Genomic DNA, 20,776 nt, shown 5'->3' with positions numbered 1-20,776 from the left:
AAAATCTTCGCCAATTTATTAATTTAGCAATTGCCAAAGGCAAATATTTATGAACAAACGTATAATTCTAACCGCTTCGTTTTTTGGTGCCGTGGCAGTTTTGCTCGGCGCTTTCGGTGCGCATGCGCTAAAAAATCTTGTTGATGAACACGCCTTAGAAATTTGGCAAAAAGGAGTCGATTATCAATTTTACCATACCTTTGCACTTCTTTATCTCTCTACTTTTGCACGTTATCGAAACAAGCTCATCAACATTGCCTATTTCTGTTTCACCTTCGGGATTATCTTTTTTTCTGGGTCTCTATATCTATTGGCCACAAAATCTATGTTTAACAATGAGTTTGTAAACATTATTGGGCCAATTACGCCTATCGGCGGATTGCTATTTTTTCTAGGCTGGATAATGTTGTTTTTTGCTGCTGTAAAGGATAAATAATGGATTGGCAGCAAAATACTATGTTTACAGAAAGAGAAACTCTTTTTGTAGAGGTTATATTGCCGCTTTCTTTGGCACTAAGATACACCTATAGAGTTCCTGCGAATTTAAACGACCAAGTTGCAATTGGGAAGCGCGTGGTTGTTCAATTCGGAAAAAACAAGATCTATACTGCACTTGTTGCGAAAATAACCAAAGAGGCACCTACCGTTTATGAAGCAAAATATTTAATAGATGTTGTAGACGAAGAGCGAATCGTAACCGACATTCAATTGGTTTTTTGGGATTGGATAAAGGATTATTATATGTGTAATGAAGGCGATGTGATGGCTGCTGCATTGCCCGCAAGCTTAAAATTAGCCAGTGAAACCATCATAATGTTAAAAACAGATGGTAATCAAGAAACTGACTTAAGCGAAAAAGAGGCCTTAGTGATGGAGGCTTTAAAAGTGCAACTAAAGCTAACCATAAGCGAAGTTTCTAAATTACTAGGACAGAAAACTGTTTATCCAATCGTTAATAGCTTGTTGGATAAAGAACTTATATTGGTTGCAGAAGAGGTCGCTCAAAAGTATAAGCCTTTGTTAAAATCTTTTGTTAACCTAAGTAGTTTTTATAGCGAAGAAGAAAACTTAAAGCAGTTGTTTAGCATTTTAGAACGCGCGCCGAATCAATTAGATGCGTTACTTGTATTTTTAAAGTTAAAGAAAATTGGGAATCCCATTACAAAAGAGCAAATTTTAGAGGAGAGCAATTGTGGGAATGCGGCGCTTAAGGCACTTACCGATAAAGAGATTTTTGTCATCTCAAAAAAGCCGGTAAGTAGACTTACCAGTTTTGATGAAGAATTTAGCGTAAATTTTACGTTGACCGAAGATCAAGATCGGGCGTTCAAAGAATTAAAAGCGGCTTTTATCGATAAAGATGTTGCACTTCTTCACGGAGTAACCGCATCGGGGAAGACGCAGATTTACATTAAATTAATAGAGGAAATTATTGAAGCTAATCATAGTCAGGTGCTATTCTTATTGCCCGAAATTGCACTTACTACCCAGATTGTAGAACGTATAAAACTTTATTTTGGCAATCTTATCGGTGTTTACCATTCTAAGTTTAACAATAACGAAAGGGTAGAAATCTGGAATAAAGTTAAAAAAGGAACATTCAAGGTTATATTGGGTGCACGTTCCGCCATCTTTCTTCCTTTTCAAAACTTAAAACTCATTGTGGTCGATGAAGAACATGAGTCTTCTTACAAACAACACGATCCCGCACCAAGATACCAAGCGAGAGACGCTGCGATTTATTTGGCATACTTACACAAAGCAAAAGTGGTTCTAGGCTCTGCAACTCCTTCTTTAGAAAGCTATTACAATGCTTTGCAAGGTAAATATGCGCTGATAGAAGTTTTAAATAGATTTGGTGGAGTTGCTTTGCCCAACCAAAAAGTCGTAAGCATTTCCGAAGAAACTAAAAATAAAACAATGGTTTCTTATTTTTCTAGCGTGTTAATTGAAGCAATTGATTTGGCACTTGAGAAGAAAGAGCAAATTGTATTGTTTCAGAATAGAAGGGGATATGCTACAATTCTAATTTGTGCAACTTGTGGTTACACGCCAAAATGCATTAACTGCGATGTAAGCCTTACTTATCATAAAAGTAGCGGAAAACTGCATTGTCATTATTGTGGATACCATCAAAGCAGTTTAAATATTTGTCCGGCGTGTGGCTCGGTGCACATCATGCAAAAGGGTTTCGGAACCGAACGCATTGAGGAAGAACTAAAATTGCTTTACCCTAAAACGACCATTGCAAGGCTAGACCTAGACAGCACGAGAACGCGGAATGGCTTGCAGAAGATATTGTCAGATTTTCAAGATAAAAAAACAGATATTTTGATTGGTACTCAAATGGTTGCCAAGGGGTTAGATTTTGAGAATTTGAATCTAATTGGCGTCATAAATGCCGATACGTTGCTGGGTTATCCGGATTTTAGGGCCTATGAAAGAAGTTATCAGCTTTTGGCCCAGGTTGCTGGACGGGCCGGTAGAAGAGCAGAACAAGGAACAGTTTGTATCCAAACATATGATGCCGGGCATAGAATTATTAAACAGGTGGTAGAAAACGATTATTTAGGGATGTACGGCGATGAGATTGCCGAGCGCGAAAAATTTGGATATCCTCCGTTCTCTAAAATGATATTTTTATCAGTGAGACATAAAGATCAGAATGTGTTGGAGACTGCAGCCGAGCGATTGGGCAAAACATTGAAAGCTAAATTTGGACAGCGAGTGCTAGGTCCTGAAGTTCCTTTGATAAGCAGGGTCAGAAATCTCTATTTAAAGCAAATTATCATAAAAGCCGACAAACAAACGGCGATAAATAAAGTAAAAATGGCATTGCGAGAAGCTATTTTGCAATTTAACAGTCAACCAGAATTTAAAAGTGTTTACATCTCTATTGATGTAGATCCATATTAATAAGAGAGAAGCTGCGATGGGTTTTCGGATGAAGTGTCAAATACTGAACGCTAAATTCTGTCGGTTAGTTCATACTATCAACTTTGTTTTCTTTTAACATTTTGCAAATAAAACCTACCTAAAAAAAATTCGTCTTTACAATCAAGCAACTAGCTATTTTAAACAGCATTTGTGTTGTTAACAGCCATTAAAAACGTATTTTTGATCAGATATGGCCTACAAGTTTATTGATAATTATCGAGAGCAGGGAGCGAGGAAAAAGCTTGTAACGCTTCTAGAAGGGCGCGGAATTTCGGATAAAGCGGTCTTAAAAGCAATAGGAAAAATCCCTAGACACTTTTTTTTTGATGAGACTTTTTGGAATCAAGCTTACAGAGACATTGCTTTCCCAATTGGGAATGGACAAACCATTTCGCAGCCTTATACAGTGGCGTACCAGAGCGAGTTGTTGCACATTAAAAAAGGCGATAAAGTACTGGAAATTGGTACTGGATCTGGCTATCAAACCTGCGTTTTAATGGAGTTAGGTGCTAAAGTTTTTACAATAGAGCGTCAGCGGAAAATTTACGATAGAACGGTTAAAGTGCTTCCAGGAATGGGATACCCGGCTCATTTTTTCTATGGTGATGGATCAAACGGAATTCCTACTTATGCTCCATATGATAAAATAATTGTAACTGCTGGCGCTCCATTCGTGCCCGAAATGATGCTAAAACAGTTACGCATTGGTGGTATTTTAGTCATCCCGGTTGGCGACGAGCAATCACAGAAAATGATTACCGTTATTCGTGTAAGCGAGCATGATTACGATAGAATTGAATTAGATACGTTTAGATTCGTTCCCTTACTGGGAGATCAAGCATGGTAATAGGCAGTCGGAAACTGGAATTAAACATTAGAAATTACCCATACGTACTGAGCTGCTTTTTTAAAAAAAACAAGAATCAATAGGTACTAACTATCCTTCATCGCTCTATCCATTTCTCTTTTCGAATCACGCTCCTTCATGCTGTCGCGTTTATCAAACTCTTTTTTACCTTGGGCGAGCGCAATTTCTATTTTAGCGAAACCGCGTTCATTCACAAAAATTCGCAGCGGTACAATCGTGTATCCCTTTTCTTCTCCCTTTACTCTTAGTTTTTTTAATTCTTTTTTCTTCAATAGAAGCGCTCGATCTCGTTTGATATCATGATGAAAAAAAGAACTGTGGCTATATTCTGAAATGTGCAGGTTTCGTACAAATAAATCACGACCGATAAACATACAAAACGCATCAGTCATGTTTGCTTTTGCTTCGCGGATAGATTTTATTTCGGTTCCTAACAAGGCTATGCCTGCGATGTATTTATCAATTAAGTTGTAATCGAAATAAGCTCTTTTATTTTTTATGTTGATGTCGTTTTTCAAAATGATGATGCTTTAAGCGTTTAAACGTGTGCTGATGTTGGCCTTCCCTAAACAGGCAGAGGCAAATATCCTAAAATTGGGCGTAATCGACGCAAAAATAACAGTAATTCTTGTAAATAGCCTAAAGGTTCATCTGTTTGTAAAACAAATGATAAACCTCTTTTTTGAGTATATAAATTTTTATGTTTGAATTTATCATTCTGTATCCATGAAATTAAAAATCGCTATTTTATTTGTTGCTTGTTTTTCTTTTAATCAATTGAAGGCACAACAACCTACTTTTTTGCCCCAGTTTAAGTTTTATACATTAGATGGTAAAGTGTTTTCCAACAACAATCTAAGTCAGACAAAGTCGAATTTATTAATGTTATTTGATTGCACTTGCGAGCATTGTCAGCACGAAGCCATGCTAATGACCGCTAATCTTAATAAACTTAACAATGTAAACATCGTAATGGTAACCTTAGATGAGCAGGCAGCTATAAACCAGTTTTTTACGCGTTACGCACCAGGCCTAAATACCAAAAAAAATGTAACAGTTGCACAAGATAAAAACGGAATATTTATTCCTACTTTTTTGCCCAGCATCTATCCTGCTCTATACCTTTACGCTCCTAAAGGCAAATTGATCAGCTATGAGAAAGGCGATGGGGCAGTGAAAAGAATTTTAGCCAAAGTTGGCAAGTGAGGCTGAACTGGCTTGCAGGGATAATACCAATCTAAGTGAGCTGTGAAAAATCAACGTTTCCTTTAAAAAACTACGGTTTAACAAGAGCTACATAGATATTGGTGTTTTAAGCAATGGCAAACGTTCTATCATTTTCTGGCGACCGATGTGGGATTCATCACAAGATTATCTCAATTCTGCTTCATTTTTATTAGTTAAAGAATAGCCTTCAATTAATAAAAATTGTCGCTCATAAAATTGATTTTAAGTGGTTTCACATACTATCAAAAATTAAATATTGATTTCGGCCTGAAAAAAGAATATCATTTGGTTATGTTTGCTTGCTTACATCACTAAAAAATACAATGGCGTTCGAATTAGACAAAACCGATTTTAAGATTTTAAAAATTTTACAGGAGAATGGTAGGATTACTAATCTGTTACTGTCGCAAGAAATTGGATTGTCTCCTGCGCCAACATTGGAGCGCGTGCGCAAATTAGAGCTAGCTGGCTACATTAAAAGTTACCATGCCTTGGTAGATGAGGAGAAACTAGGGCTTGGAATTAAGACTTTTATCCAGATTCAGTTGGATTTCCATAAAAACGATACCATTCAAATCTTTTTAAATGAGGTAAATCAGATTAAAGAGATTACGGAATGCCATCACGTTACCGGTCAAGGTGATTTTATGTTGAAGGTTTATGTAAAAGACATTAAGGCTTACGAACGCCTTATTATGGAAAAAATTAGTAAAATATCTGTTGTGAAGACTTTTCAAACGATGATGATTATGAGTACCACCAAAAAAGAACCGATCGTTCCATTGGAGTATTAGGTGATTTTCTCGATCGTGCTTCCTTTACCTTATTCTATTATTCCATTTTATCCTATTTTTTTCCACCTTTTGATGTTAAAAAGTGACGCGCGTAGACCAAATACTTTTTGCGTTCTAGACTGGTCTCCTTTGCAATATGGATCTATAAAAATTATGGCAATAGTTGTTATTTTAGCGATGTTGGTTTCCTGCAAAAAGACCGGTAAGAAATGCATCCAAGTGAAATATGTAATGAGCTATTGTCTAAAAGCGGGTGCTTCTTTAGTTGCGCTATGTAACCCCAATATTGATGCAACCGTGAATGGCAAACAGGTTTACGAAATGGCTTTACTTAACGTTTCAAAATCTTTTCAAATTAAAGATAAGGTGTTTTATATCAATTATCATTACGATGTTGAAAAAGCAAAATTCGATAATAATATTTGTCCTGCAGTTGTAGGTCCTGCGCCAATTTTTGTTTGCGATTCAGCGAGTGAAACAGATTGTAATGACTAACTTTCTTTCTTACAGACAGCATTTATGTCCATTGTTTTAGGCCGCTTGCTAGCGCTGAGGACAGGAACGGCATCCTTTTTTGGATTCTTTCGCCAAAAAAAATACAGTGGATGGCCTGTTAAAGCGCCCAAATAACATGTGTTATTCCATACGCTAGTCTTCAAAATGCCAGTTTATGGGATCTAGTCCATGCTCGCTTAGCCAAATATTTGTTTTGGAGAAAGGCCTTGTGCCAAAAAAACCATTGTAGGCAGAAAATGGAGAAGGATGAGCCGAAGAGATGATGAGGTGTTTCGTTTCATCGATGAGTGCTGATTTTTGCTTAGCGTAATTGCCCCAAAGCAAGAAAACTAGGTGCTCTTTTTGATTAGACAATTTTTTAATAATGGTGTCTGTAAACGTTTCCCACCCCTGTTTTTGATGTGAACCTGGTTCAGCGGCCCTAACGGTTAGCGTAGCGTTTAGCAGCAATACGCCTTGTTCTGCCCATTTTTGTAAATGACCATGATTTGGAATGACAAAATTGTCTAGATCGCTTTGAAGCTCTTTATAAATATTCTTTAAAGATGGTGGCGTAGCGATCCCTTTTTTTACTGAAAAAGCTAGGCCGTGTGCTTGACCAAGACCGTGATACGGATCTTGTCCTAAAATAACCACTTTGACTTTTTCGAACGAGGTGGAATTTAGAGCGCTAAAAATCTCCGAATTAGTTGGGAATATTTTTTTACCGTCATTTTTCTCTTTGAGCAAAAAAGCTTTCAATTGTAGCATGTAATCCTTCTCGAATTCATTTTGCAAGACAGCGAGCCAACTAGGTTCCAAAGATGTAGCCATAGAGAACTAATTTTTATTTTTTACCTTTTAAAATAGCTAACAAATCGGCTTCGAGCGTATCGTTGGGGTGCTCTATTATTCTGCCAAGCTCTTTGTTTTGGTCATTGTAAATAATAAAAGTAGGCACCTTTTGAATGTCTAGCGAATCAATAAGTCCGTTTTCGGCCTTTTTATTTCCGTCCACAGCAATAAGGTCTACACTTTTTTCACCGTAACCTGCGCCATCTAAAATTTTGAAAAAATGAGGGACATAAACTTTGCTATCGCCACACCATGTGCCAAAAACAATTTTAATGTGCGTTTTTTCTAAGAGTGGCCTAATCTGACTCAACAAAGTGGAATCCGGAAGGTATGAAGCGTATAGAGGATCAAACATTGCTTTAAATTCGGGAAAGCTGTTCATCCCCGTTCTCGTACATGTATTGATCAAAATTTCCTTATTGTGCACTTCGTCGTGTATTTTTTTATTTAACTCTTGTGCGGAAACGGTCATGGTGGTTAAGATTAATGCAATGCAAAAAACGATTTTCATAGTTTTATAATTTTCGGTGAAATTATCGTTTTTAACTGTTATTTCTATTATATAAACACCATATTTGTAAAAAATTACTTTAACAAAATCTACGTTTATGCTAAATATAATACGTTTAATTGCAGGAATTGTGTTATTTGTTGGCGCAATTGCGCTCTTTATTTTTGGATTTTGGCCTTGGGGAATTTTGTCAATAATTTTAAGCTTAATTGTGCTGGCGACGTTTTTCTTTAATGAGAATATGCTATTGGCGCAGTGGTTTTTAAGAAAAGACAATATGCCAAAAGCAGAGCACTTTTTAAAGCGCATAACCAATTATGAAAAGCAACTCATAAAGGTTCAGCATGGTTATTACAACCTCTTAATTGGGCTTATTGAAAGTAGGAGAGCGCCAATGCAGAGCGAAAAATTTTTTAAGAAGGCGCTTATTTTGGGATTGCATATGGATCATAACATTGCGTTGGCTAAGTTGAGTTTAGCGGGCATAGCGATGGCGAAACGTAATAAGCGTGAAGCAACAATGTATATTGCCGAGGCAAAAAAGGCTGACAAAAACAAGCTATTGGCAGACCAGATTAAACAGATGAAAGATCAGCTTGTGCAAATGGATAAGCAGCAACAAGTTAGATATAAGTAAAAGCAAACTCATACATACAAAAGCCAAACTCCGAAAGGTTTTGGCTTTTTTTTTGAAGAATTTACCGTATCAAAATTTGAGTTTAAATGCCTCGAATGAGGTATGTTGTTTGTGGGGCGCTGTTGATTTTAATCGTTGTAATGAATTTTTAGAAGCGGTAACGAAGGTTTTGCTTTGAGAATCAATCCTCTTAAATAAGTAAAAGTTGTGATTTTGGGTATGTAATTAAGTGGGGGTTGTTAAGTGGAGTGTGCGCATCGATCGTTTGCAAATTTAGTTAAGAGTCCAATTGCTAGGACGATGAAGACATCGGCGATTTGCAAACGCATTAAAATGTTAACATTCAGTGAAGCTCATCCTGAGCATTTTTCTTATTAACAGGCTGAATCTTTAGTCGGAAAGTATTAGTCCCAATACCGAACAAGCGCTAAGAATCTTAGATTTTTTTAAAACGATTATAGTATGCGCATTACTTTTAAAAAGCGACTTTTATAATAATCGTTAAGGGCTGTAATGGTAACGCCATGAGCTTTGCCCGATGTGGCATGAATAAAGCTAATCTGATCACCGTCGACCGAATACACAATGCCAACGTGACCAATTTTCCTAACTTTATGGTTACTGCCTGTGAAGACAAGCACATCGCCCACCTTGGCCTCTTTTAGCGAGGTTTCACTGCCCGTATTTCCAAATTCGGTGGAAGACCTCGGCACATTAAAACCAAAATTGCTAAAAACATAATTAACAAATCCGGAACAATCGAAGCCCACATTAGGGTTACTTGTAGCATAACGATAAGGGATTCCAATCAGCTTTTTGGCGAAATCTACCAAGGTACTTGAACTCACTTCTGTTTGGTCTTCCAAAGATTGTCTATTGGGATCCTTTCCGAATTCTGACATTAGCTTTTTAATGACCTGTTGGTATTCAAAAGGCAACTGCATTTGGGCATGCACTACGTTAGCATATAAGAACAATAAAAATAATACAATGAATGACTTCCTCATAAATTGTGAACAAAGGTATCAAAAAAAATTAAATGTCGTAACAGCGCTAGAAAGGGTGCTTCAGATCGTAGAAAAAAGGGTTTGCGCTTTTAATCCGATAAGCGGTATAGGTTTTTGTTCTCCTTGCACTGCCCCTATAAAACCAATAATCCACAAAATCAATAACGCCAATTGCACGACGCGAATTAAAGCTACAGATAGCGTAACAGAAACGGAAAAAAAGAGTAAGCCAAAAAGAATGCCCGCACCCCAAGAAACTACCATACTTACAATGTGGAACAACAACGTTTGGCGCAATTGGTATCTGCCAAGTGGAGTCTCTTTGTCTTTGTGAAGCGCAAAGTAGGCGATGAGCCATCCTACAATTGTAAGATAACTTACTATTCCTGCCATTTTACCATCACCCGCTTCTATTGGTTGTTGAAAAGTGTTTTGGTTTTCCATTTATCTATTTTGTTTATGATGTGCTAAGGTAAAAAATAATGGCATTAATTAAAATATCGTTTAGGATGTTTTAAGGAGTAGTTACAGCTACTGGTAATATTTTTCCATTGAAGAATTTCTGCCCGGTTTTAGCAAAATCAGCTACATATTTACCCATTTCGAAAGCCATTACAGGGCTCTCATATCCCGGAAAAGCAGTTTCTAACATTTCAGTTTGAGCAGAACCTAATGCCAAGCAATTTACTTTTATGCCCTTTGGACCAAGCTCGAATGCCAAACATTCTGTTAGTGTATGCAGTGCAGCTTTGCTTGCTGAATAGGCTGATAACCCGGGAAACTTAACACTTCCTTGGAAACCGCCCATGCTACCGATGTTTACAATGTGGCCACCCTGAATTATAAGTGGTACGACGTGTTGAATCATTCTAAAATGACCAATCAAATTGCTTTGGAGCATTTCGCCCAAATCTTGCTCGGTGGTTTCTAAAAAAGGTTTGTTAATTAATACGCCCGCGTTGTTAACTAAGATATCTATATGGCCAAGTCGCTCTCCTAAAAAGGTAAGAAGGGCTGTGTAGTCATCATTAACGATGTCGAATTCTACAGGCAAAAGCGTACAATCTGGATTTATTTTTTTAGCAATCGTATGCAAGTTTCGCAATTTATCAGCAGATCTAGCAATTGCCACTATTTTATTTTCGTTGTGTAAACTAAACTCCAATGCGGTCTCGAAACCTATTCCGCTGCTTGCACCTGTGATAATAATATTCATTTTTTTAAATGTTTTATTTAAATATCCCTTATTTAAAAGGCACTGTTTCACTTTGATTATTAGATTGCTCCTCTACTGGATGCTTAATTACGTGTAAACCATCTGTTATGAGTTTTCCGAACATTGGGTTTGCTGATGCTTTCAGCTCTAAATAAGCCAACACCTCTTTCTCCAAAGTTTGTTCTGGTTGTTTATCGAAAACCAATTCTAAGATTTCCATCACACAAAGCCAGTCGTTTCTGTAGTCTTTCTTTAATGATTCGAAAATATTTTGCAACTGATGTAAATGTCCAGAATTTTCCCTAATGTCTCTTACCTGTTGATATAGATGGTGCAATTCTGCGGTTTTTTTAGTGTAGGACGGATTTATATAAGTTTCTGAAGCCGTCAATTCATTTTCTTCGAATTTATCCTTATCAGCAGCTCCGTTAAATACAGATACAATTTGGGCTCCAACAGCCATATTATAGATTCCCAAAGCAGGTTCAAATAGCACATTCCCGTTTCCTTCCTTAACTGTACATTCTTCGAAAGTAATTAGAATCAGTTTATTATCTGTTCTTAATAAATTTTTTACAGTGCCCGAAACGGAAATCCCACTTTCAAAATTAAGTTTTGTTTGGTAACCCTGGATGAGCCCAACCGCGGTAAGTTGGTCATCGTTAAAATCTTCCAAGGCTAATGAATGATCCACTAATTTTCCAACCGGAGAAGAAAATCCATTTTTATGATCTTCTTTAGCTTGCGAATTAATTTCCTTATAATCAACGCTTAAAGCTGTCTTTCCAGTGGTTTTTATAAAGGTAATTTCATCTAAAGCATTTAATCCCATGTCGGTAAATATGCCGCTAATTTGTACACCAGAACTATAGACAGCTGTAGCTACATTTTTACAGCTGATTGCTTTTACCATTCCGTCCATTCCGCCACGCCTAAATGCCATGGTGTTTGCAAATTCTTCAAGCACATCGATTAGTTTTTGAAAATTTGGGGTCACAAATAGTTGTGGCTGTTGCTTAGTAATGTCATATTCATAGTTAAGTGTGTCGATGCTATAAGGTAGTTTTTTTACGCCTTGTTGCATGCAAGTGGCGCTTTCTCCGATAGATGAAAGCAAACCGGCGCCATATATTTTTGGATTTTTTAATGTGCCGATGAGGCCATATTCTACCGTCCACCAGTGCAGCCGACTCAATAAGGCCATTTCAGAAGGTTCACCCATATTTTCGCTTATCTTTCGTAGCGAGCGCTCCGCAGTAGCAATTTGGGTTTCTGTCGATTCGATGTCTTCCTTCAAGATAGATAGTTTTCTAATGGCTTGGTAGAGTTCAAAATCTTTTGCAGAAAACATGGCTTTAGCTCCAATAGAACCAAAATAGCTTAAATAGTTGTTATAGCCTTCATCGGCAATAATAGGCGCATGTCCAGCACTTTCGTGAATGATATCTGGGGCAGGCGTGTATTCAATGTGTTCGATTTTTCTAATGTCGGCTGCAATTACCAGCACTTTACAAGCCTGATATTCCATAAATGCTGCCGGGGGAATAAATCCATCCACAGTAACGGCGCCCCATCCAAGTTTGCCCAAATGATCATTCATGGTCTTTAGATCGGGGATGTGTTCAATAGTTAAGCCTGCTTTTTGCAAACCTTTGATATAGGGATAGTAAGCAACGCTCTTTAGATAGCTGTAGTTCTGACGCATTACATAGCGCCAAACAGCCTGATCTACAGGTGTATATTTATCGTAATTTTGTGGTACGATAAATTGCTTTAAGTGTTTCGGTAATTTAGCAACCTGTGCATTGTTAAAATCATTGAAAAGCTCCATAAATGTATAAGTATCTAAATTGACAATAAGCTTAAGTTCGCCCTCGTTCACTAATCCACTCAAGTTAAAACCAACGAACGGGTAAAATAGGTAAATATTTTATGAAGGAATTTTTGCTCCGATAAATCTAATTTGTCCATTCGAATACTACCGTTAAACGACTTTTTTAGATGTAGACGCGCGCTACTCACTCATTGTTTCAAATAAACTATTTTCTATTTAATTTTTTTCACGCTAAAGGTGACATAATGCTGGTATAAATAACTAAATCCCGCAATCAAAATCGTAACGATCACTTTAGAGACTGTAGGATATATGTGAAGTATTTCTATAAAAAACTTGATCAAAACTGTGGTTAACAGAATGTTAATGAAATTTAAATTAAGAAATCGTAGCAATTGGATTCTACCTCTAACTTCACTATGTTTAAATATGACGTATCTATTCAACAGAAAACTATAAGGTATGGCGATGGCAAAATCCACAATCAATGCGGCGGTGTTTCTCTTAATTACCATGCCCATAAAATTCGTATCTGGCGTTAGGAAAACATATTTAAATGCTACGGTATAGGCTAAGATGCCCACAGCAGCTGCACTGCCGCCTGTAATTAGATACCTGAAGTTGTGCTGGGAAATTAATCCCTTAAATGGTGGATAAAAAAAATCTATAAAGGCTAAAATGGCATTTCGCATGTAAAAAACTGGTTCTGATTTGTGAAAAATTTGGGCGCACTGCGTTTAATAGAATGTAAATAATAAGCTCGACAAAGATAAATTTTTAAATGGTAACCGACGCTGTATAATCATTTGGGTACTCTCTAACATCTGGCACTCTCGTGCAGAAAGTGCTTCGCTTAGAATCAAATTAATGATGGTAGAAAATGCTTTCAATTCTTTACTCATGTATTACAATAGAGAAATTGTTAGTTCTTATATTCGTAAATAAAAACCCAAAAACTATGTTAAGTACCATATTATTAGTTCTAAACTTGTTGATTTCACCACCAACTAATGTTTATCAATTTAGCTTTAAAACCATTGATGGAAAAACAGTTAAGCTCTCCCAGTTTAAGGGGAAAAAGATCTTAATTGTAAATACTGCAAGCAAGTGTGGCTTTACTCCACAATACGAAGATTTAGAGAAGCTTCATAAAATGTATGGCGATAAGGTAGTTCTTATCGGGTTTCCTGAAGGAGATTTCGGCGGACAGGAATTTAGCACAAACGCTCAAATTAAAGAATTTTGTGCAGGAACATACAACGTTTCTTTTTTACTTGCGGAAAAAAGCGATGTTATTGGCGATAAAATCAGTCCATTGTTCAAATACTTAACTACTCAAACTGGCGGAGAAGTAACAGGAGACATCAAATGGAATTTCGAGAAATTTTTAATCAATGAAAAAGGAGAGCTGGTACATAGATATCGCTCAGCAGTTAAGCCTCTAGACGAGTCGATCACAAAAAATCTGTAACTTTTTCAAAAAATTATTAAGGGGTTTAACGTGCAGGTATTTCCTGTATATTAAACCCCTTTTATTTGCCGTTAACGTTGGTGATGAGAAATAACAGCTGCTAGTATTGATGATTTCGCGAGAAAAAAATTTTAAAAAAAAAAGAGGTTGCCTTTTTCAAGGCAACCTCCAGAAATAGTCTAATTTAAATCGTCCCAATGATTTAATTCTAACAAGTCAAAGGTAATTAGAAAAAACAAAAACTGCAATAATTTGTCTACTTATTTTTACAAAATATCAAATAATTGTAGTTGTTTAATTTGATTCTGTTCGAAATTTTGCGATTGATTTTTTTTTCCTACGAAATACAACGCAGTTTCTGCAGTTCTCGAAGCCACTTCAACAGTGACTAGATCAGAGATTTTTCTAAAAAGCTCACGAACTAAAGTTGGGTTATTATTTTGATGAGAGAGGTGACATAGCAATATATGGCTCATAAATTCCGGGCGATGCTTACGATAAAGTTCTAACGCTTCATTATTGCTGAGGTGCCCGCTACCGCCCATTATTCGCTGCTTTAGAAAGTAAGGGTAATTGCCGTTCATGAGCATTTCTGTATCATAGTTCGCTTCTAAAAAAACTGCATGACATTCTTTAAAATGCGCAATTAGATTGCTGCAAACCCTACCTAAATCCGTAAATACACCAACTTTAAAGGTTTGATGTTCTACTACAAAACTGTAGGGATCGACAGCATCATGAATTTTAGAAAATGCGGTTATAACTAAATTTCCGATCGTAAACTGACCGTTGTGATCTAAAAAATGAACATCTATATCAACAAGGGCGAGCTTACTATTCTGAAGTGTTTTTTTGCTTATGTAAACGGGTAATTTATATTTTCTTGCAAAAACCTCTAAGCCCTTAATGTGATCTGAATGTTCGTGAGAAATAAATACAGCCCTCACAGAAAATAGGTCTAGTCCCTGTCTAGTCATTCGCTTTTCAATCTCTTTACAGTTCAGGCCAACATCAACCAAAATAGCTTCATTTTGATTGCCCACATAATAACAATTGCCGTTGCTGCCAGAATTTAGGGAGGAGAAATATAATGCCATAAGATATGTACGAAGTTACGGGTTCTGTTTTGGATGATTGCACGCAGTTTAGATTTAATTACTTTGCTTTCGTCACATTTTGCGCTTGGAAACTCACGGTTTTTATAAATGGTTGCGTGGGTTGCTTAGGTTGGTTTGCGAAGTTTTTAGTAAGTTTAAACGATTTATCAGCGTTCTCCCCGATAACCTGTTTATATCTTTAATGAGTAAAAATTCATCCTATGGAAAATCGAAATGATCCAACGAAGAAAATTTTAAAGCCCAGTGTAATTCATGATGAAGTTCCAAAGCCTGCCGAAATCGACCATTTGGCTAAGGAAGAAGATTATCAACGAATTCTGCCTGAAAATCCCGAGAGAAATTATCACCATGGCGTAAATCATATCATCGAAGATCACAGTGATATTACCAGCGCCGACGATGACATTTGGAATGGCGAAGACGCTTAAATAGAATTTACAAATATATTTTCGCTTATTGCTCAGAACTTCTATCTTTGCAACTCGTTAAAAAAAGAGCCTCGGTAGCTCAGCTGGATAGAGCGTCGGTTTTCTAAACCGAGGGTCAGGGGTTCGAGTCCCTTCCGGGGTACAAAAGGTCTTAAGTTTGCAACTTGAGGCCTTTTTTATTCACTACAGATCTTGAAAACCTTCCTTTTAGGCAAATAATTTTTTTAAATCCAATAGAAAAATTTTAGCAAGAAACCCTTTTTGATATTTTTCTACTCGGTGGATCTAGCCAACTGTTTCTGAAAAGCTTTACGAGCGGCGCCATGAGCAAAGATTTCTCCGCAATAGACATAAGCTAACTTATTTAAAATTGATAACATAGGGAAGTTGTCGAAATTTGTGTCTACCCGAATGCTATAGATTTGTTGCGTCACAGCGAAATCCTCAATAATTTTAAAAAGCGTCGTTGCTATCCCTCTACCTTTTGCCGCGTTAGTTAGGGCTACTCGGTGTACCGTTACATAATCTTCATCACTTAACCAATTGCCGCTAATGTCAATGTAATTTGGCTCTATGCCGCCCACAATAGCCGCATAAGCAACGATGGTTTCCTGATCGACTAGGACAAAAGCGGATCCATTTTCAATATCATCAACGATTGTTTGCTCATTTGGATATCCATTTTGCCATTGCGTACTCCCATCGTTTTTACGTTGCTCAATGGCTTGTTGTAAGATTTCCCAAATTTTTGGCTGTTCGGTGGGAGAAGCCTTTCTTAAAATCATTTTATAGAGCTAAATTGTTCTTGAAAGAGAAGAAATTATTGAAAGCATAAGAGCTTCGCAGTTTGTTTAATTTTTTTTCGAAGGTAATAAATTAGGGTTATATTTTATCAGGAGTGTACTCTTAATAGAATTTGGATGATCTTATTTTTAAACCATTCTGATTTCTTTGTAAGTAAATGCAGATTGCGCATCCACCCTTTTTCAGTTTACTGATAGTGCTTAACTGAAACGATATCTTTTTTTAGTTGTCTCGCACACAAGAGATCTAATCAGGCGTTTTGTGAAGACGCTTTATATGATTAATGAAAACGTAGAATGGGTAACCGCTATTGAATTTATGTAACTAATTTGGCTTCTAAATTTACTAAATCGACAATAGTCTGTAGAATTATTGTTAATAATATGCTGGTCGCTCAACAAGATAATGAAGCTTACTTATTTATTTCTGCGTCTGAGATTTTAGGTTGTTTCTTCATAGAGTTATATATTTCTAAACATTTCAAACATTTACTACTGCAAGATGTTTAATCTCGACCAATACCTCGAGCCATGACATCAGATTATGCCACTTTACAATTTAGTCTCAAAGGAAAGAATTTTAAAGGTTTTTGCATGAAAATTAATGATGATTTTCACGAAACCTATGCGGTGGTATTAGACGGTTACCATTCATTCTGCGTTTGGATAGACGATAAAGGCACCAAATGGTCCGCTTCAAAAAATGCGATGATAGATTCTGATGCCCTAGAGGAAATCATTTTCAGAATTTCGGGCGCTAGATCCACACAATAACTGATTTTTTGTCAATCTCTTAATTTTTTAGAGAAGTTGTTATAAATCTTCTAAAAATATTCTGGATGGGCAATTACGCCATAATTTGTGCCAATTTTTCAGTTTGATGGTTTGCAAGCTTCTGAAGTGGCGTGGAGGCCAACATTTTCATCATCGGATTTAAATCTGCCGAGATTGTAAGTCTAGCTTGGGTTGTATGCGAATCGTTCGAAGAAACACTCCATTTTAATTCAATTTCAAAAGGGGCTTTCTCAGAAGGAACGGCTATAATCTGTTTGTTTTGTACTTTGCTACTGATTTTTAAAGCAAGTTTAGCCATATTTTGAATGGTGAAACTCGCTTCGTTTTCTGTTGATTCCCAGTTGTAAATATTGGACGGCATAAGCTGTTGATGATTGTTCATGTTTTCCAACAGCGCATATACTTCATCAACAGGTCTGCCAACGGTCACTTCACTTTCTATATTAATCATACCTCGCTAAGCTTTGTTTAGATGTTTTGATGGTGTGCTCTAACTGCCTACAATTTCTTCTCTAGCCCACTCAGATGGGTTTACTCGCCACTTGTTTAGCATCTCGACATCGTTTGGAGCGATAATACTGTGTTCTGACGCGTAGCTTATGAGGGCGTTAAAGTTAGATAAGGTTTTAAACCGACACTTTGCTTCTGCGAAATTTTGCGCGGCCTCTTCAAAACCATAACTAAAAATTGCTGCCAGGCCTATAACAGACAAACCAACTTCCCGTAATGCCGCAACTGCCTGAAGACTGCTTTTTCCGGTAGAGATAAGATCCTCAATCACTACCACGCGTTGTCCGTCGATATATTCTCCTTCAATTAGGCTGCCGGTTCCATGGTCTTTTGCTTTTGAACGAACGTAAATAAAAGGCAAGCCGAGTTCTTGCGCAACCAGTACACCCTGTGGGATGCCTGCAGTGGCTACGCCCGCAATTACATCTACCGACCCAAATTCTTCTTGGATAATTTGAACTAATTTCTGTCGGATAAAAGTTCTAACCTGCGGATGCGAAAGCGAAATGCGGTTATCGCAATAAATTGGCGACTTCCAACCCGACGCCCATGTAAAAGGATTAGCAGGTTGCAATTTTATTGCTTTTATTTGTAATAAAAATTCTGCTACCTTTAATTCGATTTCACTTTTATTGTCCATGGCTCAAAATTACAGAATATATATCAGCGATAATACCCTATTGATAGCTGAATGTTTACCCCAGCAAGTAGAAAAAATACAACAACTTGAAATACAGGATTTTGATTTACAAACTTTTTGTAAAAAATTGGCAAAAAATAGTAAAAAGACGTATATTTTCCTTACTAAAAACCCGAAACAAACCTTCAAAAAGCTCAAAAAAGACAGTACATTAATTAAGGCCGCGGGGGGATTGGTAGAGAGTTCCGAAAAAAATTATCTGTTTATTTATAGGAATAAACGATGGGATTTGCCAAAAGGAAAGTTAGAAAAGGGTGAAAAGATGAGCGAAACTGCCGTTAGGGAAGTGGAAGAGGAGTGTGGTGTTAAAGTTGCCAAACTCGGAGAAAAGATTTGCAAAACCTATCATATCTATCCACTTGGCACCAAGATGATCATAAAAAAAACAAATTGGTATAAAATGACAGTGAAAGGCGAGCCTAAGTTAATTCCACAAAAAGAGGAAGGAATAGAAAAGGCAGTTTGGCTTAATGGTTATGAAATTGCTTCAGTGCTTCAGAATACATTTCCATCTATTATCGAGGTGCTAAAAGCTGGTGAATTGATAAAGAAACTTACTGTTTAAGCAATTTTAATGCTTTTTCTGGTACAAATGGACTAACATTCCCATTATTCCTCAAAATGTCTCTAACAATAGTGGAGCTGATGGCAGAATACTCAGGTTTGCTTAACAAAAGAACGGTTTCCACATCCGGCATCATGGTTTGATTTATCTGTGCAATGGCCCTTTCATATTCAAAATCTGACGCTGACCTAATGCCTCGCAACATGTAACTGGCATTAATTTTTCTGCAGAAATCTACGGTTAAACCTTCATAGGTCTGGATTTCTACATTTTTAAATCCCTCAAAAACAATATTTAAGATTTGTTCTCTTTGTTGTGCAGTTAAAAAATTTTGTTTCGAACTATTTAATCCAATACCGACTACTATTTTATCGAACAGAGGCATTCCTCTGCGAAGAATATCAACGTGAGCTATGGTGATTGGATCAAAAGAGCCAGGAAATAGAGCTATTTTCATCTTCCAAAGATAGATTTTTTTAAATCAGAAGACAATGTGTATAGATTGCGAAACTTGTATAGCCGTCGACATTTGTACCGAAGAAGTTCAAAAAATTAATTTTGAAAAAGACTGAAGGATGAATTCCCATATTTTCTTGTTTCCAAATATCCTTCAGCCGCATTCATTTTCATATTGCTTTGGTGTTCAACCACCAATAGACCATCAGGCGCCAGCAATCCATTATCTCGAACTATAATAGGAATTTGTGGTATGGTGGCCAATTGATAAGGCGGATCGGCGAAAATAATATTATAGACCTCTGTAAGTTGTGGCAAAAGGTTAAAAACATCTGCTTTGCGAACCTCTACATTCGTAAAATGATTTTTTTCTGCCATTTCCTTAATCCATTTGACGCAACCAAAATGTTGGTCTACTGCAAGAATTAATTCGCAGCCGCGAGAAGCAAATTCTAAAGTTAGGTTGCCTGTACCTGCAAACAAATCTAATACCTTGCAGGATTCAAAATCGAAACGATTCTGCAAAATATTAAATAACGCTTCTTTTGCCATATCGGTAGTTGGCCGAACAGGTAAGTTGTTTGGTGGTTGTAAACGTATTCCCTTTAATTTCCCCCCAATTATTCGCATAAATGGATGGCAAGTAATGTATTAAAATAATGCGTAGGCATTTGGTCGGTTAACTGGTTGTAAGCTAAATTGTTTGGAATATTTAGTCGAACCTCTAAAAAATATTTTTTTAGGCAATTAGTGTAATCGTCATGTTCATCTGCCAAACCCTGGATTAGTACTGGGATTGTTTCTACTAAGTTTAGCTCTTGCATTAAAAGCAGTAAGAAATAATTAAATTCCTCAATGTTGCTCACCGCAAAACTATTCTGGAACAGAAGGGTTCCGCTCTTCTGATACAGAAAGCTGACACTTCTTGCCCCGAAATCTACCAAAAAACAAGGGTCTAGACTTGCATTTAGACAAATCCATAACGGCGATAAAATAGGAAAAAAAACAGTTTTTTCAGGCAACAGGCTTTTTAATTCAGGCTGTAGCCCCAGAAGCGTTACCAAGCTCAAATTTTTATGATGGCATTTTTTAATTTCATCAGGGTAATTTAAGAAGTGTTTATAATTGTCTATGTATTTTTCCTCATACAAATCCTCCGGTATAAAAAGAAAATTTGAAGTTTGTACAGCGGCTTTTACGCTTGCAAAATTGAGGGATAAAAAACGATCGGAATTAAATATTTTTGAAATTTTACTGAGGAGCAAATCGGATTGCTCGATGGAAAAAAGCACTTTCGGAACGTTTTGTTCCTGATCCAGAATTGCATAAGAAAAACCGTCTTCAGAAATCTTCAACAACAAATGGCATCCATTTGATGGTTGGGATGCAAAATCGGTATCGGCCAACAAAAGAGAATTTTTTTCCATTAAGGGCAAAAATAGCTATTTTATGTAAGTTAGCCTAATCTGAGCAGGAGTGGAAGCACGATTAAATAAGCGATTAATTTTTACGAAAATTTAACTTTTTTAGGGGATTTAAATAGAAAATT

The 20,776-nt window shown here is 36.8% G+C and carries 26 protein-coding genes and 1 tRNA gene; 12 read left to right on the top strand and 15 right to left on the bottom strand.

Features of this window, described 5'->3' with window-relative positions; translation table 11 throughout:
- Positions 1-49 precede the first annotated feature (49 nt).
- From ACVWYG_RS01905 to ACVWYG_RS01895, 3 genes are all read left to right on the top strand, one after another.
- Positions 50-436 carry a DUF423 domain-containing protein gene (locus tag ACVWYG_RS01905; protein ID WP_457268433.1) on the top strand — a complete coding sequence of 129 codons (387 nt, stop codon included), beginning with the start codon at positions 50-52 and terminating at the stop codon, positions 434-436.
- On the top strand, positions 436-2,916 hold the full coding sequence (priA, locus tag ACVWYG_RS01900) for a replication restart helicase PriA (protein ID WP_457268432.1): 2,481 nt from the start codon (positions 436-438) through the stop codon (positions 2,914-2,916). The genes ACVWYG_RS01905 and priA overlap by 1 nt, the downstream gene beginning before the upstream one ends.
- 211 nt (positions 2,917-3,127) lie before the next feature.
- Positions 3,128-3,784 (top strand): protein-L-isoaspartate(D-aspartate) O-methyltransferase, encoded by a 657-nt coding sequence (locus tag ACVWYG_RS01895; protein WP_457268431.1) that lies wholly within the window; start codon positions 3,128-3,130, stop codon positions 3,782-3,784.
- 86 nt (positions 3,785-3,870) lie between these two features.
- Here the strand turns inward: ACVWYG_RS01895 and smpB are convergent, their stop codons facing one another.
- Positions 3,871-4,323 (bottom strand): SsrA-binding protein SmpB, encoded by a 453-nt coding sequence (gene smpB / locus ACVWYG_RS01890; RefSeq protein ID WP_457268430.1) that lies wholly within the window; start codon positions 4,321-4,323, stop codon positions 3,871-3,873.
- 208 nt (positions 4,324-4,531) lie between these two features.
- On the opposite strand from smpB, the gene ACVWYG_RS01885 reads away from it, so the two are divergent.
- The 3 genes from ACVWYG_RS01885 to ACVWYG_RS01875 all read left to right on the top strand — a co-directional run bounded on the left by ACVWYG_RS01885 (position 4,532) and on the right by ACVWYG_RS01875 (position 6,321).
- A complete protein-coding gene (locus ACVWYG_RS01885) occupies positions 4,532-5,011 on the top strand; it encodes a TlpA family protein disulfide reductase (RefSeq protein WP_457268429.1) in 480 nt (159 codons plus the stop codon).
- A 344-nt stretch (positions 5,012-5,355) separates the two neighbouring features.
- Positions 5,356-5,826, top strand: coding sequence for an Lrp/AsnC family transcriptional regulator (locus ACVWYG_RS01880; RefSeq protein ID WP_457268428.1), 471 nt, complete (start codon positions 5,356-5,358; stop codon positions 5,824-5,826).
- Between the two features lie 153 nt (positions 5,827-5,979).
- Positions 5,980-6,321 carry a hypothetical protein gene (locus tag ACVWYG_RS01875; RefSeq protein WP_457268427.1) on the top strand — a complete coding sequence of 114 codons (342 nt, stop codon included), beginning with the start codon at positions 5,980-5,982 and terminating at the stop codon, positions 6,319-6,321.
- Positions 6,322-6,474: 153 nt separating this feature from the next.
- On the opposite strand, the gene ung is transcribed toward ACVWYG_RS01875, so the two are convergent.
- Positions 6,475-7,155, bottom strand: a complete 681-nt coding sequence (gene ung, locus ACVWYG_RS01870; protein ID WP_457268426.1) for a uracil-DNA glycosylase — start codon at positions 7,153-7,155, stop codon at positions 6,475-6,477.
- 13 nt (positions 7,156-7,168) lie between these two features.
- Positions 7,169-7,687, bottom strand: coding sequence for a thioredoxin family protein (locus ACVWYG_RS01865; RefSeq protein WP_457268425.1), 519 nt, complete (start codon positions 7,685-7,687; stop codon positions 7,169-7,171).
- A gap of 97 nt (positions 7,688-7,784) precedes the next feature.
- On the opposite strand from ACVWYG_RS01865, the gene ACVWYG_RS01860 reads away from it, so the two are divergent.
- Complete coding sequence (locus tag ACVWYG_RS01860) at positions 7,785-8,324, top strand: DUF2892 domain-containing protein (protein ID WP_457268424.1); 540 nt, start codon at positions 7,785-7,787, stop codon at positions 8,322-8,324.
- 455 nt (positions 8,325-8,779) lie between these two features.
- On the opposite strand, the gene ACVWYG_RS01855 is transcribed toward ACVWYG_RS01860, so the two are convergent.
- From ACVWYG_RS01855 to ACVWYG_RS01835, 5 genes are all read right to left on the bottom strand, one after another.
- The gene (locus ACVWYG_RS01855) at positions 8,780-9,331 is read right to left on the bottom strand and encodes a C40 family peptidase (protein WP_457268423.1); all 552 of its coding nucleotides are present in this window, start codon (positions 9,329-9,331) and stop codon (positions 8,780-8,782) included.
- Between the two features lie 60 nt (positions 9,332-9,391).
- On the bottom strand, positions 9,392-9,775 hold the full coding sequence (locus ACVWYG_RS01850; protein WP_457268422.1) for a hypothetical protein: 384 nt from the start codon (positions 9,773-9,775) through the stop codon (positions 9,392-9,394).
- A gap of 70 nt (positions 9,776-9,845) precedes the next feature.
- Entirely contained in the window at positions 9,846-10,547 is a 702-nt protein-coding gene (locus ACVWYG_RS01845; RefSeq protein ID WP_457268421.1) for an SDR family oxidoreductase, read from the bottom strand.
- A gap of 28 nt (positions 10,548-10,575) precedes the next feature.
- Positions 10,576-12,441, bottom strand: coding sequence for an aromatic amino acid hydroxylase (locus ACVWYG_RS01840; protein ID WP_457268420.1), 1,866 nt, complete (start codon positions 12,439-12,441; stop codon positions 10,576-10,578).
- A 152-nt stretch (positions 12,442-12,593) separates the two neighbouring features.
- Entirely contained in the window at positions 12,594-13,073 is a 480-nt protein-coding gene (locus ACVWYG_RS01835) for a GtrA family protein (RefSeq protein ID WP_457268419.1), read from the bottom strand.
- A gap of 266 nt (positions 13,074-13,339) precedes the next feature.
- On the opposite strand from ACVWYG_RS01835, the gene ACVWYG_RS01830 reads away from it, so the two are divergent.
- Positions 13,340-13,852, top strand: coding sequence for a glutathione peroxidase (locus ACVWYG_RS01830; RefSeq protein ID WP_457268418.1), 513 nt, complete (start codon positions 13,340-13,342; stop codon positions 13,850-13,852).
- A 266-nt stretch (positions 13,853-14,118) separates the two neighbouring features.
- On the opposite strand, the gene ACVWYG_RS01825 is transcribed toward ACVWYG_RS01830, so the two are convergent.
- The gene (locus ACVWYG_RS01825) at positions 14,119-14,949 is read right to left on the bottom strand and encodes an MBL fold metallo-hydrolase (protein WP_457268417.1); all 831 of its coding nucleotides are present in this window, start codon (positions 14,947-14,949) and stop codon (positions 14,119-14,121) included.
- Between the two features lie 221 nt (positions 14,950-15,170).
- Between ACVWYG_RS01825 and ACVWYG_RS01820 the strand changes: the two genes are divergently transcribed.
- On the top strand, positions 15,171-15,398 hold the full coding sequence (locus tag ACVWYG_RS01820) for a hypothetical protein (protein WP_457268416.1): 228 nt from the start codon (positions 15,171-15,173) through the stop codon (positions 15,396-15,398).
- Positions 15,399-15,466: 68 nt separating this feature from the next.
- Positions 15,467-15,540, top strand: a tRNA-Arg gene (locus ACVWYG_RS01815).
- A 130-nt stretch (positions 15,541-15,670) separates the two neighbouring features.
- Here ACVWYG_RS01815 and ACVWYG_RS01810 read toward each other — a convergent pair.
- On the bottom strand, positions 15,671-16,183 hold the full coding sequence (locus ACVWYG_RS01810; RefSeq protein ID WP_457268415.1) for an N-acetyltransferase family protein: 513 nt from the start codon (positions 16,181-16,183) through the stop codon (positions 15,671-15,673).
- Positions 16,184-16,732: 549 nt separating this feature from the next.
- Here ACVWYG_RS01810 and ACVWYG_RS01805 point away from each other — a divergent pair.
- Positions 16,733-16,975, top strand: coding sequence for a hypothetical protein (locus tag ACVWYG_RS01805; RefSeq protein ID WP_457268414.1), 243 nt, complete (start codon positions 16,733-16,735; stop codon positions 16,973-16,975).
- A gap of 73 nt (positions 16,976-17,048) precedes the next feature.
- Here ACVWYG_RS01805 and ACVWYG_RS01800 read toward each other — a convergent pair whose 3' ends face one another.
- Both ACVWYG_RS01800 and pyrE read right to left on the bottom strand, forming a co-directional pair.
- Positions 17,049-17,447, bottom strand: a complete 399-nt coding sequence (locus tag ACVWYG_RS01800; protein ID WP_457268413.1) for an SRPBCC family protein — start codon at positions 17,445-17,447, stop codon at positions 17,049-17,051.
- Between the two features lie 39 nt (positions 17,448-17,486).
- Entirely contained in the window at positions 17,487-18,146 is a 660-nt protein-coding gene (pyrE, locus tag ACVWYG_RS01795; protein WP_457268412.1) for an orotate phosphoribosyltransferase, read from the bottom strand.
- Here pyrE and ACVWYG_RS01790 point away from each other — a divergent pair.
- On the top strand, positions 18,145-18,771 hold the full coding sequence (locus tag ACVWYG_RS01790) for an NUDIX hydrolase (protein WP_457268411.1): 627 nt from the start codon (positions 18,145-18,147) through the stop codon (positions 18,769-18,771). The two genes, pyrE and ACVWYG_RS01790, sit on opposite strands and share 2 nt — an antisense overlap.
- On the opposite strand, the gene coaD is transcribed toward ACVWYG_RS01790, so the two are convergent.
- From coaD to ACVWYG_RS01775, 3 genes are all read right to left on the bottom strand, one after another.
- Positions 18,761-19,228, bottom strand: a complete 468-nt coding sequence (coaD, locus tag ACVWYG_RS01785) for a pantetheine-phosphate adenylyltransferase (RefSeq protein ID WP_457268410.1) — start codon at positions 19,226-19,228, stop codon at positions 18,761-18,763. The genes ACVWYG_RS01790 and coaD overlap by 11 nt on opposite strands.
- Positions 19,229-19,323: 95 nt before the next feature.
- Complete coding sequence (gene rsmD / locus ACVWYG_RS01780; protein ID WP_457268409.1) at positions 19,324-19,857, bottom strand: 16S rRNA (guanine(966)-N(2))-methyltransferase RsmD; 534 nt, start codon at positions 19,855-19,857, stop codon at positions 19,324-19,326.
- Positions 19,848-20,654 (bottom strand): DUF3822 family protein, encoded by an 807-nt coding sequence (locus ACVWYG_RS01775; protein WP_457268408.1) that lies wholly within the window; start codon positions 20,652-20,654, stop codon positions 19,848-19,850. Before ACVWYG_RS01775 ends, rsmD begins: the two co-directional genes overlap by 10 nt.
- Positions 20,655-20,776: the final 122 nt, after the last annotated feature.

This window comes from Pedobacter sp. UYEF25, from assembly GCF_054061655.1.
The sequence above is the reverse complement of the archived record's forward strand: the minus strand, read 5'-3'. Positions and strand labels throughout refer to the sequence as shown.

Coding starts and splice junctions, on each gene's coding strand:
- priA (WP_457268432.1), top strand. CDS start 436: ATGGATTGGCAGCAAAATACTATGTTTACAGAAAGAGAAACTCTTTTT.
- ACVWYG_RS01845 (WP_457268421.1), bottom strand. CDS start 10,547: ATGAATATTATTATCACAGGTGCAAGCAGCGGAATAGGTTTCGAGACC.
- ACVWYG_RS01905 (WP_457268433.1), top strand. CDS start 50: ATGAACAAACGTATAATTCTAACCGCTTCGTTTTTTGGTGCCGTGGCA.
- ACVWYG_RS01800 (WP_457268413.1), bottom strand. CDS start 17,447: ATGATTAATATAGAAAGTGAAGTGACCGTTGGCAGACCTGTTGATGAA.
- ACVWYG_RS01805 (WP_457268414.1), top strand. CDS start 16,733: ATGACATCAGATTATGCCACTTTACAATTTAGTCTCAAAGGAAAGAAT.
- coaD (WP_457268410.1), bottom strand. CDS start 19,228: ATGAAAATAGCTCTATTTCCTGGCTCTTTTGATCCAATCACCATAGCT.
- ACVWYG_RS01790 (WP_457268411.1), top strand. CDS start 18,145: ATGGCTCAAAATTACAGAATATATATCAGCGATAATACCCTATTGATA.
- ACVWYG_RS01835 (WP_457268419.1), bottom strand. CDS start 13,073: ATGCGAAATGCCATTTTAGCCTTTATAGATTTTTTTTATCCACCATTT.
- ACVWYG_RS01775 (WP_457268408.1), bottom strand. CDS start 20,654: ATGGAAAAAAATTCTCTTTTGTTGGCCGATACCGATTTTGCATCCCAA.
- ACVWYG_RS01880 (WP_457268428.1), top strand. CDS start 5,356: ATGGCGTTCGAATTAGACAAAACCGATTTTAAGATTTTAAAAATTTTA.
- ACVWYG_RS01885 (WP_457268429.1), top strand. CDS start 4,532: ATGAAATTAAAAATCGCTATTTTATTTGTTGCTTGTTTTTCTTTTAAT.
- ACVWYG_RS01825 (WP_457268417.1), bottom strand. CDS start 14,949: ATGGCATTATATTTCTCCTCCCTAAATTCTGGCAGCAACGGCAATTGT.
- ACVWYG_RS01860 (WP_457268424.1), top strand. CDS start 7,785: ATGCTAAATATAATACGTTTAATTGCAGGAATTGTGTTATTTGTTGGC.
- ACVWYG_RS01865 (WP_457268425.1), bottom strand. CDS start 7,687: ATGAAAATCGTTTTTTGCATTGCATTAATCTTAACCACCATGACCGTT.
- rsmD (WP_457268409.1), bottom strand. CDS start 19,857: ATGCGAATAATTGGGGGGAAATTAAAGGGAATACGTTTACAACCACCA.
- pyrE (WP_457268412.1), bottom strand. CDS start 18,146: ATGGACAATAAAAGTGAAATCGAATTAAAGGTAGCAGAATTTTTATTA.
- ung (WP_457268426.1), bottom strand. CDS start 7,155: ATGGCTACATCTTTGGAACCTAGTTGGCTCGCTGTCTTGCAAAATGAA.
- ACVWYG_RS01830 (WP_457268418.1), top strand. CDS start 13,340: ATGTTAAGTACCATATTATTAGTTCTAAACTTGTTGATTTCACCACCA.
- ACVWYG_RS01810 (WP_457268415.1), bottom strand. CDS start 16,183: ATGATTTTAAGAAAGGCTTCTCCCACCGAACAGCCAAAAATTTGGGAA.
- ACVWYG_RS01820 (WP_457268416.1), top strand. CDS start 15,171: ATGGAAAATCGAAATGATCCAACGAAGAAAATTTTAAAGCCCAGTGTA.
- ACVWYG_RS01895 (WP_457268431.1), top strand. CDS start 3,128: ATGGCCTACAAGTTTATTGATAATTATCGAGAGCAGGGAGCGAGGAAA.
- ACVWYG_RS01855 (WP_457268423.1), bottom strand. CDS start 9,331: ATGAGGAAGTCATTCATTGTATTATTTTTATTGTTCTTATATGCTAAC.
- ACVWYG_RS01875 (WP_457268427.1), top strand. CDS start 5,980: ATGGCAATAGTTGTTATTTTAGCGATGTTGGTTTCCTGCAAAAAGACC.
- ACVWYG_RS01850 (WP_457268422.1), bottom strand. CDS start 9,775: ATGGAAAACCAAAACACTTTTCAACAACCAATAGAAGCGGGTGATGGT.